The organism is Nostoc sp. C96, from assembly GCF_059384975.1.
The window spans coordinates 3,866,165-3,882,318 of record NZ_CM182020.1 but is presented as its reverse complement, the minus strand read 5'-3'; the positions used below and the strand labels follow the sequence as shown (position 1 = coordinate 3,882,318).

The 16,154-nt window shown below is 41.1% G+C and carries 18 protein-coding genes; 11 read left to right on the top strand and 7 right to left on the bottom strand.

Going from position 1 to position 16,154, the window contains the following annotated elements; translation table 11 throughout:
• Window positions 1–6: 6 nt before the first annotated feature.
• The gene (locus AC504W_RS16525; RefSeq protein ID WP_494873373.1) at window positions 7–819 is read right to left on the bottom strand and encodes a L,D-transpeptidase; all 813 of its coding nucleotides are present in this window, start codon (window positions 817–819) and stop codon (window positions 7–9) included.
• A gap of 241 nt (window positions 820–1,060) precedes the next feature.
• Between AC504W_RS16525 and AC504W_RS16520 the strand changes: the two genes are divergently transcribed.
• The 3 genes from AC504W_RS16520 to AC504W_RS16510 all read left to right on the top strand — a co-directional run bounded on the left by AC504W_RS16520 (window position 1,061) and on the right by AC504W_RS16510 (window position 3,338).
• Complete coding sequence (locus AC504W_RS16520) at window positions 1,061–1,252, top strand: QAALIT motif small membrane protein (RefSeq protein ID WP_096578126.1); 192 nt, start codon at window positions 1,061–1,063, stop codon at window positions 1,250–1,252.
• Window positions 1,253–1,883: 631 nt separating this feature from the next.
• Window positions 1,884–2,540: a sigma-70 family RNA polymerase sigma factor gene (locus AC504W_RS16515; protein ID WP_096578124.1), complete on the top strand. Its 657-nt coding sequence runs from the start codon at window positions 1,884–1,886 to the stop codon at window positions 2,538–2,540.
• A 171-nt stretch (window positions 2,541–2,711) separates the two neighbouring features.
• The gene (locus AC504W_RS16510) at window positions 2,712–3,338 is read left to right on the top strand and encodes an anti-sigma factor family protein (protein ID WP_096578122.1); all 627 of its coding nucleotides are present in this window, start codon (window positions 2,712–2,714) and stop codon (window positions 3,336–3,338) included.
• Between the two features lie 2 nt (window positions 3,339–3,340).
• Here AC504W_RS16510 and AC504W_RS16505 read toward each other — a convergent pair whose 3' ends face one another.
• Window positions 3,341–3,769, bottom strand: coding sequence for a gamma-glutamylcyclotransferase family protein (locus AC504W_RS16505; protein WP_494873372.1), 429 nt, complete (start codon window positions 3,767–3,769; stop codon window positions 3,341–3,343).
• Window positions 3,770–3,813: 44 nt separating this feature from the next.
• Complete coding sequence (folB, locus tag AC504W_RS16500) at window positions 3,814–4,179, bottom strand: dihydroneopterin aldolase (protein WP_494873370.1); 366 nt, start codon at window positions 4,177–4,179, stop codon at window positions 3,814–3,816.
• A 125-nt stretch (window positions 4,180–4,304) separates the two neighbouring features.
• On the opposite strand from folB, the gene menD reads away from it, so the two are divergent.
• Both menD and AC504W_RS16490 read left to right on the top strand, forming a co-directional pair.
• A complete protein-coding gene (gene menD, locus AC504W_RS16495; RefSeq protein ID WP_494879344.1) occupies window positions 4,305–6,020 on the top strand; it encodes a 2-succinyl-5-enolpyruvyl-6-hydroxy-3-cyclohexene-1-carboxylic-acid synthase in 1,716 nt (571 codons plus the stop codon).
• A 70-nt stretch (window positions 6,021–6,090) separates the two neighbouring features.
• On the top strand, window positions 6,091–6,273 hold the full coding sequence (locus tag AC504W_RS16490) for a hypothetical protein (protein WP_494873369.1): 183 nt from the start codon (window positions 6,091–6,093) through the stop codon (window positions 6,271–6,273).
• 113 nt (window positions 6,274–6,386) lie between these two features.
• Here the strand turns inward: AC504W_RS16490 and AC504W_RS16485 are convergent, their stop codons facing one another.
• Together AC504W_RS16485 and AC504W_RS16480 are read right to left on the bottom strand one after the other, a co-directional pair.
• Entirely contained in the window at window positions 6,387–7,055 is a 669-nt protein-coding gene (locus AC504W_RS16485; RefSeq protein WP_494873368.1) for a hypothetical protein, read from the bottom strand.
• Window positions 7,056–7,208: 153 nt separating this feature from the next.
• Window positions 7,209–8,030, bottom strand: coding sequence for a DUF2887 domain-containing protein (locus AC504W_RS16480; RefSeq protein WP_494873366.1), 822 nt, complete (start codon window positions 8,028–8,030; stop codon window positions 7,209–7,211).
• Window positions 8,031–8,140: 110 nt separating this feature from the next.
• Here AC504W_RS16480 and menB point away from each other — a divergent pair, with 110 nt between their 5' ends.
• Window positions 8,141–8,974 carry a 1,4-dihydroxy-2-naphthoyl-CoA synthase gene (gene menB, locus AC504W_RS16475; protein ID WP_494873365.1) on the top strand — a complete coding sequence of 278 codons (834 nt, stop codon included), beginning with the start codon at window positions 8,141–8,143 and terminating at the stop codon, window positions 8,972–8,974.
• Window positions 8,975–9,166: 192 nt separating this feature from the next.
• Here the strand turns inward: menB and AC504W_RS16470 are convergent, their stop codons facing one another.
• Both AC504W_RS16470 and AC504W_RS16465 read right to left on the bottom strand, forming a co-directional pair.
• Entirely contained in the window at window positions 9,167–9,502 is a 336-nt protein-coding gene (locus AC504W_RS16470; protein ID WP_494873364.1) for a hypothetical protein, read from the bottom strand.
• A 968-nt stretch (window positions 9,503–10,470) separates the two neighbouring features.
• A complete protein-coding gene (locus tag AC504W_RS16465; protein WP_494873363.1) occupies window positions 10,471–11,016 on the bottom strand; it encodes a DciA family protein in 546 nt (181 codons plus the stop codon).
• A gap of 133 nt (window positions 11,017–11,149) precedes the next feature.
• On the opposite strand from AC504W_RS16465, the gene AC504W_RS16460 reads away from it, so the two are divergent.
• The 5 genes from AC504W_RS16460 (at window position 11,150) to AC504W_RS16440 (ending at window position 15,985) form a co-directional block, all read left to right on the top strand.
• Entirely contained in the window at window positions 11,150–12,403 is a 1,254-nt protein-coding gene (locus AC504W_RS16460) for a hypothetical protein (protein ID WP_494873362.1), read from the top strand.
• Window positions 12,404–12,544: 141 nt separating this feature from the next.
• Window positions 12,545–13,252, top strand: coding sequence for a PspA/IM30 family protein (locus tag AC504W_RS16455; protein ID WP_494873361.1), 708 nt, complete (start codon window positions 12,545–12,547; stop codon window positions 13,250–13,252).
• Window positions 13,253–13,412: 160 nt separating this feature from the next.
• Window positions 13,413–14,201 (top strand): PspA/IM30 family protein, encoded by a 789-nt coding sequence (locus AC504W_RS16450; RefSeq protein ID WP_096578100.1) that lies wholly within the window; start codon window positions 13,413–13,415, stop codon window positions 14,199–14,201.
• A gap of 187 nt (window positions 14,202–14,388) precedes the next feature.
• On the top strand, window positions 14,389–14,724 hold the full coding sequence (locus tag AC504W_RS16445; RefSeq protein WP_096584998.1) for a thioredoxin family protein: 336 nt from the start codon (window positions 14,389–14,391) through the stop codon (window positions 14,722–14,724).
• A gap of 67 nt (window positions 14,725–14,791) precedes the next feature.
• A complete protein-coding gene (locus AC504W_RS16440) occupies window positions 14,792–15,985 on the top strand; it encodes an LL-diaminopimelate aminotransferase (RefSeq protein WP_494878673.1) in 1,194 nt (397 codons plus the stop codon).
• Window positions 15,986–16,154 lie beyond the last annotated feature (169 nt).

The window sequence follows — 16,154 nt, the reverse complement described above, 5'->3', positions numbered from 1 at the left end:
TCTTGATTAATCACGGACTGTTACCAATGTGCCTACTTTAACTTGGTCATATAACAAACGCACATCAGAGTTACGCATCCTCAAGCAACCGTGAGAAATAGCAGTCCCTAGCAAGTGAATATCTGGTGTACCGTGAAAGCCAATCTCGTTGCGTCCATCTGTCCAAAAACCAATCCAGCGTTCACCTAACGGACTATCAGTTCCTGGCGGAAATACCTTACCAGTGATGGGGTGTCGCCAAATCGGGTCATGCTGCATATTCATCACTTCAAAAGAACCCGTAGGCGTTTCCCAACCTTTTTTACCTATAGCGATTGGGTAACTGGCTATAACTAAATCTCCTTGATAAACATAAGTGCGGCGATCGCTTAAATCAACTACCACTTGTGTTTTTATTCCCAGTTTATTAGAAGTTTTTTGTTGATTGGAAAACTGGGTAAAAAAGGATGTTGGTTGAGCATCATTATTGATATTTTCTGTTTGTTCTGGTTCCAACCCGACTAATCGTTTGTTATTGGGTATATCAGTGTCTCTAGCTACATTTTTGATTACTGTACCCGACTTATGATGAGGCTGAATGTCAGAAGATTTAAATTGATAATTCCTCTGCAAATTTTGCCCAGGAAGAGATTCATCAGCATTTGTAGACGCACCAAAAGCTGTTTCCCCATATATACTCCCAGGAAATTTTCTATTAGTGGCTGAATTATCCGACTGTTGTTGCGTTGTGGTCACTCGCCAATGAACAGCTAACGATAAGATGGCTGTGCCGAAACAGAGAAACATTGCTATACGCGTTACAGATTCATTTCTTACCATTGCGATCGCCTATTATTTATCCCTGACAGATCCATCTCTTGGAATAATTGAATGCGCTCATCATTCAATTATCAATAATTTATAAATACTTATCTGTTTCCTTATAAATTTGCCAATCTTTCTGGGCAAACTAAGTCTAAGCGGATGTCCCAGCAAATAAGACTTCTGGTGAGAAACCTTTATTCCTGTAAAGACCGAACGAAGGTTTTTTCCGTTCAGGCTTTTTTCTAGAACTCTCCAAGTGCAGGAATCAATCATTAATGGTGTGGGTGGGAGAAAATCCATGTTTGAAAAACTATTGCTTGCAATCACAATCACATTTTCCATTAATTTCTTTCTTCAAGTTCGGATACCAAATCCAGCTAATACTGGTGCTATTTATCAGGAATATCCAGAAAAAAACACAATTCTGGTAACTAGACCGGAAAAATAACATTCTTTTTACAGGATGCCAGCAGAAATTCATAAATTCTGACTCATAATTAATAATTATGAATTTTTGCGAGCTTCATAAATTTCTGGCAACAATCACCAAAAACACGATTCTACTCTACCCTTAGTGAAGTTACCACGATCTCTAAAACAGTCTAACGACTTCTCTAACTTCAATTCAGTATTCAAAGTAGAAGCTCAGAAATTTAACTATTTATCTGTCAGCAGATCTAGATTTTTCCCCCGCAGTAGGACGCAAAATCAACGGTTTAGATGGATGTAGAGATATAGGGGTGTAAGTGAGGAAAAAGCTATACATCTGTCTTTGACTAGGTAAGTACACTTAAATTATTGGATTTTCATAAACAGTAAATTTTGTCAAGCGTAAATAGTCAGTTGCTATCAGCAGCACAATTATACGTAAAACTTCTATGAGTAGAAATGTGCCACCATCCTACTAAAAATTGCCTCGTTTCCATGAAAAACCAGATTTGCTGACTATTGACGTAACTAGGAATCTCACCCCTATTCTCTGCTTTGATGTTCCAGTCATTAATCCGGCACTTAATTCAGGAACATCCGGTCAGTTCATAGGTCTAATAGTAAGGGATGATTTAAAGCCAATACGATCTATGAGTCAATCGATTGCTGTATCCTGGTCAACGGTTGATGCGAAATGTACAGAAGCATCGGTGCAAGTTGACAAACTCTCAAATCACGATCTAATTTTGCGCTGTCAAGTGGGATTGCGTCCAGATCGTGCTGCGTTTGCAGAACTCCTGCGCCGCTATCAAACCCAAGTTGATCGAGTTTTATACCACCTCGCTCCAGATTGGCCTGATAGAGCCGATTTAGCTCAAGAAGTGTGGATTCGAGTGTATCGGAATATCAACCGATTGCAAGAACCTGCTAAGTTTCGCGGCTGGTTAAGCCGGATTGCCACTAACTTGTTTTACGATGAATTGCGTAAACGCAAGCGGGTTGTCAGTCCCTTGTCTCTAGATGCTCCCCGCACGCTAGATGATGGCGAAATGGATTGGGAAATTGCTGGTGACACTCCAGGCCCCGAAGAGGAGTTGACCACTAGAGAATTTTACGAGCAATTGCGAGAAGCGATCGCCGATTTACCAGAAGTGTTTCGGACTACAATTGTCTTACGAGAAATCGAAGGCATGGCTTATGAAGAAATTGCCGAAATTACAGGGGTTTCCTTGGGAACGGTAAAATCAAGAATAGCCAGAGCAAGATCCAGATTGCAAGCTCAATTGCAAAATTATCTAGATGCCTAAATTACATTCTCTTTTCTTTGTTTAATGCCAGAATTTAAACATTGATTAAGAATTGTCAGGAATCAATCGGCGTATTTCTGCCGTCAATGATCAACAAATCAGAAATTTCTCAAAGAATTTCCGAGAATTGCTGGCTAATTTACCCGTGTATGAATTAGTAATAATGTTAAGATGACTACTGATTCTCAGTTTAACGACCGTTCCCATTTGCAACTTCCTGGAGATTTGTCAGAAGGGATTGATCAACATACCAATGAATCAACGGGTACTATGAATATGGTGAAGCGCGATCGCTTCGAGTTATTAAGTGCATACCTCGATGGAGAGGTAACAGCTACAGAACGCAGGCAAGTAGAAGAATGGTTGGCAAACGATGCCTCCGTTCAGTGTTTGTATGCCAGATTATTAAAACTGCGGCAAGGTTTACGGACTCTACCAGTACCAGATACCGCACAATCACCAGAAGTCACAGCCCAACAAGTCTTCTCTCGGTTGCGGCGGCGTTCGCGTTTAGCCTGGACATTTGGCGGTGCAGCGGTTGCTGCTTGTGTGATTAGCGTAGTTTCAGGTTTGCTACCTGGAAGTGAATTTAGAACACCACAGCTGGCTCAAAAACCACAAGTAGAAGTAGAAGAATCTACACCAGTGGCAAAAACATCTCCTACTCCTGCTGCACCATTGATGGTGGCATTAAATAATCCTGTGATTGAAATCCCGAAAGCAGCAGTTACTTCTCCAGAAAAGACTATTCAACTCCAACAGCCTGGACTAAAACAAATTGAGCCAGACTTGAATTAGTCTCAAGTGAGGGTTAAACCGCAGCCACTCCACCAACCATCGGTGAGAAGAGTGCCATTTAATTGGTTAACAAGCTCTAAATTCATCACATAAACCCAAGCCCAACCCAGAACGTCGCCTTGTGGTGTGTAAACTTCACCTTGTAGGCGATTGTAAAGGTTTTCTGTGATTGGTCTATTGGGTTGGTAATCTTCTAGATGATCTAAAGCTTGTAAAATTTTTGGTTCACAGAAAGAAAGCAAATAACCGTGGACTTGATTCTGTCCTGATGTTATTGCTGGGTAGCCCATAGGCAAAGCAAACAGTTTGCCTAATATTACTGCCCTTTGAGCATTTACCACCTTACCTGCACAGTATTTTTGATAATTAGCTTCACCGGGTTTGAGTGTACCGTAAACAAAAACCCGCAATTCTTCGGCAAATTTTGTCATTTGTGTAAGTTAGTTTATCAGCTGTCACCATTTAAAAATTAGATTTAGTTCTCTTTAGTTCTCGTCAATTCAATACTAATTTTGCCGCCAAAATCAGGAATAGGTGCTGCGGGTTTGGTGACAACTACTTGGACTTGCGTAACGCGATCGCTCTGGTGCAAAATAGTGTCGGCAATTGTGCCTGCTAACTTTTCAAGTAAAGCGAACTGAGATGTTTTGACTAAGTTTTGAATAGTGCTAATCACACTGCGATAATCGAGAGTATCTGCGATCGCATCAGTTTTGGCAGCTTGGGAAAGATCTAACCATAACTTGACATCCACCTCAAACCATTGCCCTAAAACTTGTTCCTCTGGTAAATATCCTGTGTAGCCATAGCAGCGAATTCCCGTTAAATAAATACAGTCCATAGTGTTTGAGATAAATTTGCTATACAAAATTTAACAAACAACGGTGGGAAAACCTATAAATTCACTGAAAGTCAGTCTGGGAGCATGTCACAATTGAATATTGTCTGATAGCTACCTAGGATTTGATGCTGGTCGCCTATAGGAATGTTAATCAACTTTGGGCTTTTGTCTTGACGGAGACATTAAAACGTCTAGGTTTAACTTGTGCTGTAATTTGTCCTGGTTCTCGTTCTACACCCCTAACAGTTGCCTTTGCTCAACAAGTACCCGATATTGAAGCTATATCTATTCTCGATGAACGCTCTGCGGCTTTTTTTGCCTTGGGAGTAGCTAAAGCCACCGGCAGATCTGTTGCACTAGTTTGTACTTCTGGTACAGCAGGCGCAAACTTTTATCCCGCAGTGATTGAAGCCAAAGAAAGTCGCGTACCACTGCTAGTATTAACCACCGATAGACCACCAGAACTGCGAGATTGTCACTCTGGTCAAACCATCGACCAAGTGAAGTTATATGGTAGTTATCCCAACTGGCAAACTGAGTTAGCTTTACCTGCTGCAAATATGGAAATGCTGGCTTATTTGCGACAAACGGTAATTTATGCCTGGGAAAGAACACAAACACCAACAAAAGGCTCAGTACATTTAAACATTCCCTTCCGTGACCCCCTTGCGCCAGTTCCCGATGGTACTGACTTTCAGCTTGACCCAGAAGTATTCTTTACAGCCGCCACAAATACTATTTCCATTCCCCACTCCCCATTCCCCATTCCCGAAGCATGGCAAAATTGCGATCGCGGGATAATTATTGCTGGAGTGGCTCAACCTCAAAATCCTCAAGAATATTGTAGAGCGATCGCAACACTCTCTCAAACGCTGCAATGGCCTGTCCTCGCTGAAGGACTTTCGCCACTGAGAAATTATGCTGACCTCAACCCTCATTTAATTTCCACCTACGACCTGATTTTACGCAATCAGCAATTAGCAAAGCAGTTAGCACCCCAAATAGTAATTCAGGTAGGAGATATCCCTACCAGTAAAGAATTGCGGACTTGGTTAAGTTCTACACAACCCCGACGCTGGGTAATTGACCCTAGCGACCAAAACCTCGATCCTCTCCACGGAAGAACGATTCATCTGCGAATCAGTGTAGATCAGTTGGGGATATGGGAAAACGACAAAGAGAATTCCCGGTCGGAATATCTGCAAAGTTGGTGTATTGCAGAAGCGAAAGTCAGAATCGCCGTTGACCAGACTATGGCGAAAATGGAATATTTATTTGAAGGTAAAGCGGCCTGGTTATTATCTCAAACATTACCACCAGGAACGCCGTTATTTATTGCCAATAGTATGCCTGTGAGGGATGTAGAGTATTTTTGGCAACCGAATAATTTAGGAGTGCGGACATATTTTAACCGAGGTGCTAATGGGATTGATGGCACATTATCCACCGCATTAGGAATTGCTCATCGTCAACAAAGTAGTGTCATCTTGACAGGAGATTTAGCGTTATTACATGATACTAATGGTTTTTTAATCCGCAATAAATTTGTCGGTCATCTCACAATTGTTTTAATTAATAATAATGGTGGTGGAATTTTTGAAATGTTACCCATCGCCAAATTCGACCCACCTTTTGAAGAATATTTTGGCACTCCCCAGGATATTGATTTTGCTCAATTGTGCGCTACATACGGTGTCCAGTATGAATTAATTACTTCTTGGGAAGAATTACCGAGAAAAATAAATCCATTACCAAATCAAGGAATAAGAGTTTTAGAGTTGCAGACAAATCGTAAAGTTGATGCTAAATGGCGACAGGAGAATTTAGGAAAGTTTGCGTGAGCTATTGTGATTTAAATGTGTTAAAAGTTAGGAAAATAACTTATATTTCATAAATTAAAAGAAAGAAGTCATGATAAATGAAAGAATTATAATTGGGAAAACAGTTGAAGAAGCTACTGAATATGTAAAAGGCAATGGTTACGAATTGATCATAGTACAAGACAACTGGATGATACAAAATCTAGCTACTAGAGGAGTATATGTAGTTGTGGTAGATAATAAAGTAACTAAGCTTAAAGATGTTCATCATTAAGGTTTAGTTGAGATAACTAGACATTTTCATATTCTGAAGTGAATCTCAGTAACCGAACCATGATTAAGCAATCAGTGCAGAAAATCAGACATCTTGCAATTATTCAAAAATCATTAAGCAAAACCTCCATCTAATTTTGCTCTTAAGGCGCAAATATAAATAATGGCTGGAATGAGCCTTTTATAATTAGGGCTTGTCAATTGCCATGCAGTGAATAGTCCTGCACCTATCCACCCAACTGGGCCGATAATTACCGCTATTGTACTTGACATTGTTGTGTAGGCAACAAAGGGTAAAGTAACTCCTAATATTCCCGTAAGCGTACCTAATGTTGTTGAAGCTAGTAAGTAAATACCAAAACCAGACAATTGAGCGCTTGTTAAAGCAAGAAAAATACTAGTACTTCCTAATAATTCACCGCCTTTATCAAATTGTGATGCTGTTTTTCTTAACTCCTGTTCCATTTCTCGCTTTTGTTCGGGGGTCATTTTTTCCAAGATTGTTGCCATCACCTTCTGTGTAATTTTTACCTCCATCTCACTAGCAGATTCATATTTACCACATTTAATTTTTAACTTTTTAGCAGCTTTCTTAACTATTTTTTGATAACTGGGTTGAGCATCACATATTTCGTTAAATATATAAATTGCAGCATCTTGACTTGCCTCCCATAGACGATTAACAATAGCATCGACTGTTGGTTTTGAGGCTTTAAGAATATCTGCCAATGCTTTCCTATCCTCTAATGAAGCACGATCTAGTAAAGATTTAAGGTCATTCATATTTTTATACCCTTTAAGATAAGCAATCCTAATAATAAGATTCCCAACAGTATTGTTTATATCTCAGGGCTGAATATAACAAGGCTAAAAAGCTACTTCATCAAGGAAACCATTTCTCACTGCCATAATCGTTTTACTGTAGTAATATCCCTCTCAACTAGTAGCGTGTGCCTGTAACCAAGCTTCCAAATCCGCGATCGCTACAAAATCCAGCAATGCTTCACCCAATGCTTCTACCTGTTCTAAAGACAACGCCTGAATCTGGCGCTGAAGTTCATCGTCAATTGTACCTACTCGTCGGTTCAACTGTCGGAGAATGAGCGATCGCGCTTCTTGTTCTCGTGCTTCTCGAATAGCCCGTGGTTCTTCTGAAATCAGTCCCAACATTGCTTCAATCTCCTCTCGGCTTAGGGTAGAAAACTTGTAGAGTATAATCGTCGTCACTAAATTTATTATCGCTTGTTCTGATTGTTGCTGTGCTTGTTCTAGCAGATACCGCGCTGCTTCCACTGCTTCGGTTTCAGGCGTTGTCGTCAGCAACATCAAAGCTAATACTAAAGGTTGTTGTCGTAAATCGCCTAATTCATCCAAATATACTCGCCGGACTTGATTGCTTTGTAACAATGCTTGGTGAATCCGAGGATTTGAAGGTTCCAAATTACGCGAAGGAAAAATAACCACGCCAAACCAGTCATCATAACGAATCGAGTGGCGGTAGAGAAACAAAAACAATTCGCTAAAAAAGCGATGGTACAAGTCTTCGTCCTTTTGAAACTGGACTTCAGCAAAGAAGACAACTTGAGATGCTGCATTAGCTGGAGGTAGAAACACTCCGTCAATTCGGAATGCTGTTTCTTTAATTTCCACCGATTCAAATAAATAATTCTCTGCTTCTGATGGTGGTTGATCTACTAATTCAAACAGCAAACCGGGAAATTGTTGGAATAATTTGTAGAAAATAGAGTCGCGGCGCATTGCGATTGTGAGTCAATTACCAGCCCTGATTTTACTGGAGAGAGGAAATTTTAGCGATCGCTTCTCAGTCCGCGATAAAATTCTCAAGCACAATAGCGCAATTCTTTCTCATGCAAGTCAACTGGCAATCTGTCAAAACCTACGAAGATATCCTTTATCACAAAACCGATGGCATTGCAAAAATCACCATCAACCGCCCGCACAAACGTAATGCTTTTCGTCCGAAAACTGTCTTTGAACTCTATGATGCCTTTTGTGATGCCCGTGAAGATACAAATATTGGCGTAGTTCTATTTACTGGTGCTGGCCCCCATACTGATGGTAAGTATGCTTTTTGTTCTGGTGGTGATCAAAGTGTGCGGGGAGAGGCGGGTTATGTAGATGATGCGGGAATTCCTCGTTTGAATGTGCTGGATTTGCAGCGTTTGATACGTTCGATGCCGAAAGTTGTGATTGCTTTAGTTGCGGGATATGCGATCGGTGGTGGACATGTTTTACACTTGATTTGCGACCTCACCATTGCTGCTGATAACGCTATTTTTGGACAAACTGGCCCCAAAGTTGGCAGTTTTGATGGTGGTTTTGGTGCTAGTTATCTCGCCCGCAGTGTTGGGCAAAAAAAGGCGCGAGAAATTTGGTTTCTCTGCCGTCAATATAATGCTCAAGAGGCGCTAGATATGGGTTTAATTAACTGTATCGTGCCGGTAGAAGAATTAGAAAATGAAGGTGTTCAATGGGCGCAAGAAATTTTACAAAAAAGTCCCATCGCCATTCGCTGTCTCAAAGCTGCATTCAACGCCGATTGTGACGGACAAGCTGGTTTGCAAGAACTCGCGGGGAATGCAACTTTACTGTATTACATGACAGAAGAAGGTGCTGAAGGCAAACAGGCATTTTTAGAAAAGCGATCACCAAATTTTCGTTCTTTCCCTTGGCTACCTTAATATGGCAAAAATCGCACCTTTGAAGCATACCAATTTGAGCTTAGGTAGTTTAGCGTTGTCTAGAAAAGCTTTTTGACAAAGTTTTCAATTCACAAGCCAAAATTGGTATTAGGTGCGATTTTTTGAGATGTCAACGTTTACAGCACTAGCAATTTTCAAGAGAAATATTTTTTTAATGTCTATAAACTGAGTCTAATAAGAAATAGTGGCTAAATTAGCACTCACCGTTTTAGCCTCAGTCTCTTCAGTAATTAAATTAGCTATTTCTTCAATAGGCACAACTGTTATATTGTCGGCAACAGAAACTAGAGAATGTCCAGCATTTAATACTGGTGTACCATCTGGCAAACTCCAAGAATCTTCTAAAGTTTCCCAAGAAGGTGCAAAAGGTGGAAGTGCTAAAGAGCAAGCTTTCCAACTGGCTTGCACCGTCGCTCCCAACTGTTGACACATTCCGCCACGGCGACCTTCTGGTTTGTAATGACGACAATATCTACAGGCAGATGTCAAAAAGTTTATCGGTTTCATTTGAGTTCATCTTTAGTGCTGTTCAGGGCTGTCTTGCATATTTATATTCTGCGCCTAGATATAAATACGTAATATTGGCAGCAAATTATTATTTACACTAGGTTCTAGCGATCCCAACAGAAAAATAAACTTCATGATGTTTTTAGAATTTTGTTATATTTTTAAATGATTGTTAAAGTACTTACCTACTAATTTTTGGCTGAAAATAGCTAGGGATCAAGGATAAAACTCAAAGTTTAGATTTAACTTATGTTTAGCTTTAATGTTTCAAACAAGCTTATATATAGCTAATTAACGATAAATTTGTGTATCTAATTTAGCAATCAAGGATGAAATTTACATAATTCTTACTGAGACATCATCTGTGAAAGTTTATTGGCTGAGACATCCTTTTTACTAAATTAAGTACTCAGTCATTTTGAAAATTCAACATTGTATGTGTCGATCAGTACTAAGAAAGTAGACAACAACAGGAAAATAATTTAGTGGGATTTTAGACAATTTGCCTAAAGAAATTACTTAAAATCCTGGCAATAACAAAAAAATAGATGGCTTTAGTTAAGCCAAAAAATCTATATGAGGACTGTCAAGGTCTTTTAACATCTCAGGCAGAAATATTAGACCTTAGTTTTAGACTTATTTTTGTTAAACCAATTAGCCGAATCCTGAGTTTTTGGGATAAATATCAACTTGAAATCCCAATTATTAATTTCTAACTATTTGTTAAAAGGCTAGGAATTAACCTATATTTCTTAAGTATTTCTCAGAGGGTGACGGTAAAATATGAACTTTACCAAAACTTTTCGAGTTTTTTTGCAAAAATATCAACTTTATTAAATTTTAGTTAAAAAATATTAAGTATTTGACTGTTCTGAAACCGACGTATTGACAGCAAAAATCAACAGTGTGGGTACAAGTAAACCTTTATCCTCTAAGCCTTACACCCAATCTCAATCAATAACTTATGTTCAAAACTGCTTAGAGGCACAAACAGCACAAACTTGCCAGCGCTGGAGTTCCCCTGGAGGGGTAGGAGATTGACAATGGGGACAAAGAGGTAAACCATGCGATCGCACTTGCATTTTTTTAGCCCATAGTCCAAAGGCAGTCTGAGGATTTTCCAAGGCCTGCGAATCATCACGCTGCACATCACTCACATTTCCCAGATAACTAGGATGTTCTTGCGGCGAACCTGTGAGTTGTTGCTGTGGCTTTGCTGAAGAATTCTGCCACCCAGCCGTAGAAAAGCGGATATCAACCAACGGGTTAGGCAAATTTTCATTTAACTTTAACAGGATGATTTGGCGTTTAAAAGCCAGATTTTGCGCCCAAGCAGCACTTGAAGTCGCCACTCGCAAAACATCACGCTGAATCACTAACGGTTGGGTATGTTTAGCGGCGGCTGCACCTACCACTTCTGCCCAAAAATGAAGCACTTTTTGAAATGGCTGCTCTTGCCATCTGGCTTGTTGTTCTAAAAAGCCTAAAATATCATTGACTGATTTCCAAGACATCCTTACTTCAAAGTGCTGAGTGCTGAAATTCAAGATAGTTCCAGAAAGTCTATAGTGATGCGAAATTTTTCGCTAGTATTAGCACACATTAGCTCTATTCCATTCCACAGTCTAGGTTTGAGGCAGACAGGTAATGAGTCAAAACTCGCCAATAGATTCCGGTATTCAATCATCTAAACCACCTGAGTTGAAGCCACCACTAGCCGCAGCCCTGGCCAGTTTGGAAGTGCAACTAGATCAAGAGTTGGCTAGATACCGTCGTTCACGCATAGCATCAAAAACAGCTTATCAATCCCGTACAGGCAATAACATTAACACTCAAACCCAGGACACAACAGAAATAACAGCACTAGGGGGCAAAATTCAGCTACCTGTAACTGAAGTTAAAACGAGTATACAGCCTGCATCTGTAACTGAAGTGTCTCTAGAGAAACCAGTAACAACAGCTAAGGCGGAAACGACAGAACAGCCCCAACAGAAATCTTCTAGCAGTTCCAGCCAAACTCAAATTCCCCTACCATCACCAAATTCTACTAGCAGTAGCAGTATAGTGCCTGCCACGGCTCAAGTTACTCCCAGTGAAAATCTAATGCAGGCAAAGGAAACTCCAACTCAGCCAGACGATTATTTGGAATCGAGTGAAGCATTGCTGCGGAGTTTAAATGATGAACAACAACAACAAACAAAGCCCGCCAGTAATTCTAACGATAGCCTGCTATCACCTTTAGGTATCGGCTCGATGTTGTTGCTGTTGATGGCTAGTTTGACCTTGGGTTACATAGTGTTTAATCCAAAAAGCTTGCCACAGTTGAGTTTCGATAAAATATTTAATAGTAATTCCGCTGCTAATACCGATAAAACTCAGACTCAGGAAACAGCCAGCCAGCCCCAGTCTCCAGCCCAAACGGAACTTACACCTATACCGAAATATCCCAATTTGGCAACAAAAGAGTTTCCTGAACTGAAAGACCCCAACGATATAGTTGGTTTACAACCAAAAACTCCCCCAAGAGCGATCGCACCTGTAAATCCACCTGTGGTAATTTCCACTCCAGTTGCACCACCAGTGGTTAACCCCTTACCGGATGTGCAGCCAGTACAGCCGTTGAATCTACCGCCTATCGCCACAGCCCAAGCTGTACCGCAGCCGACCGTGACTCCCCCACAAGTAAATGCCGAAATCCAACCAGCAGCAGATGGGTTTTATCATATCGTCATGGATAATGAAGGCGATCGCACGGTTACTTCTGTACGCCAAGTAGTTCCCGATGCTTATTTATCGCGCGACCAAAAGCTGATTTATCTCGGTGCGTTAAAAACTAAAGAGCAAGTGCAGAAAAGATTACAAGAACTACAAGCCAAAGGCATTAAAGCACGGGTGCAGTAGCCATAAGTGATAAAAATCTACGATAGGATGAGGAAAACATCGACAAAATGCTCTGCCTGTTGACTGACAACAAGCGAAAAATGCGGTTTTGGGGTCTCCCCAAGAAAAGCAATTTTTCAAGAGAGTGAATGGAGAGCCGATATGGAATTAATCAAACGTATCCTGCGGGTAATTCGCGCTAACCTCAATAGTCTGATAGGCAGTGCAGAAGATACAGAAAAAATTTTGGAACAAGCCGTCGCCGAAATGCAAGAAAATTTGGTGCGCTTGCGACAGGGGTTAGCACAAGCTATCGCTACCCAAAAACGCACTGAACGCCAAGCAATAGCCGCCCAATCCACGGCAGAAACATGGTATCGCAATGCCCAAATTGCCATAGAAAAAGGCAATGAACCTCTAGCCAGAGAAGCTCTAACCAAGCGTCGCGCCTATCAAGAAACGGCCACTTCCCTCTCCCATCAAATCGGTCAACAAACCGAAATTATCGAGCGACTGAAGAAAGATATGCGATCGCTCGAAGTCAAGATTTCGGAAGCCAAAACCAAAAAAGATATGTATATTGCCCGCGCCCGTTCAGCGGAAGCATCCTATCGACTTCAAGAAATGCTCAGTGGAGCTTCGGCTACTAGTAGTCTCAATGCGTTTGAACGTATGGAAGAGAAGGTTTTTCAGATTGAAGCGAAATCAGCAGCGATCGCCCAACTAGACGGTGATGATTTGCAAAAACAATTTGCTTCTCTAGAATCTGCTAAAAGTATTGATGCAGAATTGGCAACAATGAAACAACAGGCACTGCATGAATCAGAAGGTACACCACAACAGCAATTACCTCCAGATTCAGAGCCATAAAAAGTAGTCAATCGCTATAGTCAGGGTATATCTTAACAATTAAGAGGTATCAGGAGGTACCGAACCAAGCCGGAAAGATTACATTTAAATAAGAAACTATTAAATAGTAAAAACCTTAACTGTTCATCCAAGTACCGAAACTGCAAAAGGAAAAGAAATTATGGGATTATTCGATCGCATTAAGCGAGTAGTCAGTGCAAATATCAATGATTTGGTAAATAAAGCTGAAGACCCAGAAAAAATGCTAGAGCAAGCCATCCTGGAAATGCAGGAAGACTTGGTGCAGTTGCGTCAGGGTGTGGCTCAAGCGATCGCCGCCCAAAAACGCACTGAAAAACAGTACAATGATGCCCAAAATGAAATCAACAAATGGCAGCGTAATGCTCAACTCGCACTGCAAAAAGGCGATGAAAATCTCGCACGCCAAGCCCTAGAACGGAAAAAGACGTTCACTGAAACCGGCACAGCACTCAAAACTAGTTTAGATCAGCAAAGTACTCAAGTTGAAACACTGAAGCGCAATTTAATCCAGCTAGAAAGTAAAATTTCCGAAGCCAAGACCAAAAAAGAAATGCTCAAGGCGCGGATTACCACCGCCAAAGCCCAAGAGCAACTTGAAGGTATGGTACGCGGGATGAATAGCAGCAGTGCAATGGCGGCTTTCGAGCGGATGGAAGAAAAAGTCCTGATGCAGGAAGCCCGCGCCCAGTCTGCCGCAGAGTTAGCTGGCTCGGATTTAGAAAGTCAATTTGCCAAGCTAGAAGCTGGTAGTGATGTGGATGATGAATTGGCTGCTTTAAAAGCATCTCTATTACCACCCGCAACTCCAGCCAATCAGAACTTACTACCACCAGAGCAAACTACTCCTTCCCAAACAACCCCTCCCAAATCGAATGAAGTAGTTGATGCTGAGTTGGAATCTTTACGCAAGCAACTAGATCAAATGTAAAATTTTGTTAGATACTGATTTGAGCCAGTCCCACACCTGTTGGTTGTGGGATTTTGCGTCGGTGGTCAAAAGTCAATAGTTGAGAATTCTTGTAGTTAACAATAAACTATAGACTTTGGACTATTGACAACTTTGGGATAAAGTATTTTTTGTGCCAAGTAATTGATGTCAACTAATGGAGACTGCCATGAGTAAGGGTGTAATCACCATCACTGATGCTGAGTTTGAAACCGAAGTGTTGAAATCTGAGCAGCCTGTATTAGTTTACTTTTGGGCTTCTTGGTGTGGCCCATGTCAGTTGATGTCACCACTGATTAATCTAGCTGCCAACAAATTTAGCGATCGCCTAAAAGTTGTCAAAATGGAAATTGACCCCAATCCAGTTTCTGTGAAGCAGTACGGGGTAGAAGGCGTACCAGCCTTAAGGCTCATTCAAGGGGAAAAATTATTAGAAGCAACTGAGGGCGTTATTGGTAAAGAAAAATTACTGAGTTTACTAGATACGCATTTAAATCAAAATTAGTCAATAGTCAATAGTCAATACTATGGACTATTGACCATTGACCATTGACCATTGACCCTTGACTAATATGCAATTTGCACAGCGTTTACAACCTCTACAATTTAACGTGTTTGCTGAGATGGACAGAGCCAAAGCTGCGGCTTTGTCAGTCGGACAACAGTTAATTGATTTGTCACTGGGGTCTTCTGATTTGCCTACAGAGGCGCACGTTCTGGAAGCGATCGCCCAATCTCTCAATGACCAGAGTACTCACGGTTATTTGTTATTTAACGGCACGCAAGCATTTCGTCAAGCTGCGGCTGACTGGTATGAGCAAAAATTTGGCATCAAGGTTGATCCAGAAACAGAGGTGCTACCTTTAATTGGTTCCCAAGAAGGTACGGCTCACTTACCTCTAGCTTTATTAAATCCTGGTGATTTTGCCTTATTGCTCGACCCTGGTTATCCATCCCATGCAGGCGGAGTCTATTTAGCCAGTGGACAAATTTATCCTATGCCTCTACTGGCAGAAAATGGTTTTTTACCAGTATTAGCTGATATTCCCGCCCCTGTTGTGGCTCAATCGAAGATGATGGTGTTGAGCTATCCCCATAATCCCACAGCGGCGATCGCACCTTTGGCATTTTTCCAAGAAGCAGTGGCTTTTTGTCAACAACACAATATTGTTTTAGTTCACGATTTCCCTTATGTAGATTTAGTATTTGCGGAAACTGCGGGAATAGGCGAGGGTTTTCCTCAGTCTTTAGTTCCTTCAATTCTGCAAGCTGATCCAGACAAAAGCGTCTCAATTGAATTTTTCACGCTTTCTAAGTCTTACAACATGGGCGGTTTCCGCATTGGGTACGCTATTGGCAATGCTGAGTTAATCAAAGCTTTACGTCAAATCAAAGCCGCAGTTGATTTTAATCAGTATAGAGGGATTTTAAATGGGGCGATCGCTGCCCTGACTGGGCCGCAAGCTGGAGTAACAACTACAGTCGCTACCTTCCGTCAACGACGTGATGCTTTCGTGAATGCCTTACATCGCATTGGCTGGCAAGTTCCTAGCCCTCAAGCCACTATGTATATTTGGGCTAAGTTACCTTCTCCTTGGCAAAACAATTCTGTCGAATTTTGTACCCAGTTAGTTAAACAAACTGGCGTAGCCGCTTCTCCTGGCGCTGGTTTTGGTAAATCTGGCGAAGGATATGTCCGTTTTGCTTTGGTACACGAACCACCTTTGTTAGAAACTGCTGTGGAAAGAATTGCGAAGTTTCTTTAAGTACGTCGATGCTAAGTGAATTTATCAACTCTTGATGTTAAACTTGCCAGAATTTTATTAATACCCACCTACGCTGGGTTTGTTTAAGATAAACTACAGAGAAATTACTGAAATGTCATCGAGATATTACAATCTATCGACGACAGTAAATCACAAGTAATTAACACAG

What these genes read in the sequence shown, in the direction of transcription:
- AC504W_RS16490 (WP_494873369.1), top strand. Translation starts at nt 6,091, where the DNA reads ATGATAAATGAAAGAATTATAATTGGGAAAACAGTTGAAGAAGCTACT.
- AC504W_RS16505 (WP_494873372.1), bottom strand. Translation starts at nt 3,769, where the DNA reads ATGACAAAATTTGCCGAAGAATTGCGGGTTTTTGTTTACGGTACACTC.
- AC504W_RS16480 (WP_494873366.1), bottom strand. Translation starts at nt 8,030, where the DNA reads ATGCGCCGCGACTCTATTTTCTACAAATTATTCCAACAATTTCCCGGT.
- AC504W_RS16455 (WP_494873361.1), top strand. Translation starts at nt 12,545, where the DNA reads ATGGAATTAATCAAACGTATCCTGCGGGTAATTCGCGCTAACCTCAAT.
- AC504W_RS16515 (WP_096578124.1), top strand. Translation starts at nt 1,884, where the DNA reads ATGAGTCAATCGATTGCTGTATCCTGGTCAACGGTTGATGCGAAATGT.
- AC504W_RS16465 (WP_494873363.1), bottom strand. Translation starts at nt 11,016, where the DNA reads ATGTCTTGGAAATCAGTCAATGATATTTTAGGCTTTTTAGAACAACAA.
- menB (WP_494873365.1), top strand. Translation starts at nt 8,141, where the DNA reads ATGCAAGTCAACTGGCAATCTGTCAAAACCTACGAAGATATCCTTTAT.
- AC504W_RS16460 (WP_494873362.1), top strand. Translation starts at nt 11,150, where the DNA reads ATGAGTCAAAACTCGCCAATAGATTCCGGTATTCAATCATCTAAACCA.
- folB (WP_494873370.1), bottom strand. Translation starts at nt 4,179, where the DNA reads ATGGACTGTATTTATTTAACGGGAATTCGCTGCTATGGCTACACAGGA.
- AC504W_RS16470 (WP_494873364.1), bottom strand. Translation starts at nt 9,502, where the DNA reads ATGAAACCGATAAACTTTTTGACATCTGCCTGTAGATATTGTCGTCAT.
- AC504W_RS16525 (WP_494873373.1), bottom strand. Translation starts at nt 819, where the DNA reads ATGGTAAGAAATGAATCTGTAACGCGTATAGCAATGTTTCTCTGTTTC.
- AC504W_RS16445 (WP_096584998.1), top strand. Translation starts at nt 14,389, where the DNA reads ATGAGTAAGGGTGTAATCACCATCACTGATGCTGAGTTTGAAACCGAA.
- AC504W_RS16440 (WP_494878673.1), top strand. Translation starts at nt 14,792, where the DNA reads ATGCAATTTGCACAGCGTTTACAACCTCTACAATTTAACGTGTTTGCT.
- AC504W_RS16510 (WP_096578122.1), top strand. Translation starts at nt 2,712, where the DNA reads ATGACTACTGATTCTCAGTTTAACGACCGTTCCCATTTGCAACTTCCT.
- menD (WP_494879344.1), top strand. Translation starts at nt 4,305, where the DNA reads ATGCTGGTCGCCTATAGGAATGTTAATCAACTTTGGGCTTTTGTCTTG.
- AC504W_RS16450 (WP_096578100.1), top strand. Translation starts at nt 13,413, where the DNA reads ATGGGATTATTCGATCGCATTAAGCGAGTAGTCAGTGCAAATATCAAT.
- AC504W_RS16485 (WP_494873368.1), bottom strand. Translation starts at nt 7,055, where the DNA reads ATGAATGACCTTAAATCTTTACTAGATCGTGCTTCATTAGAGGATAGG.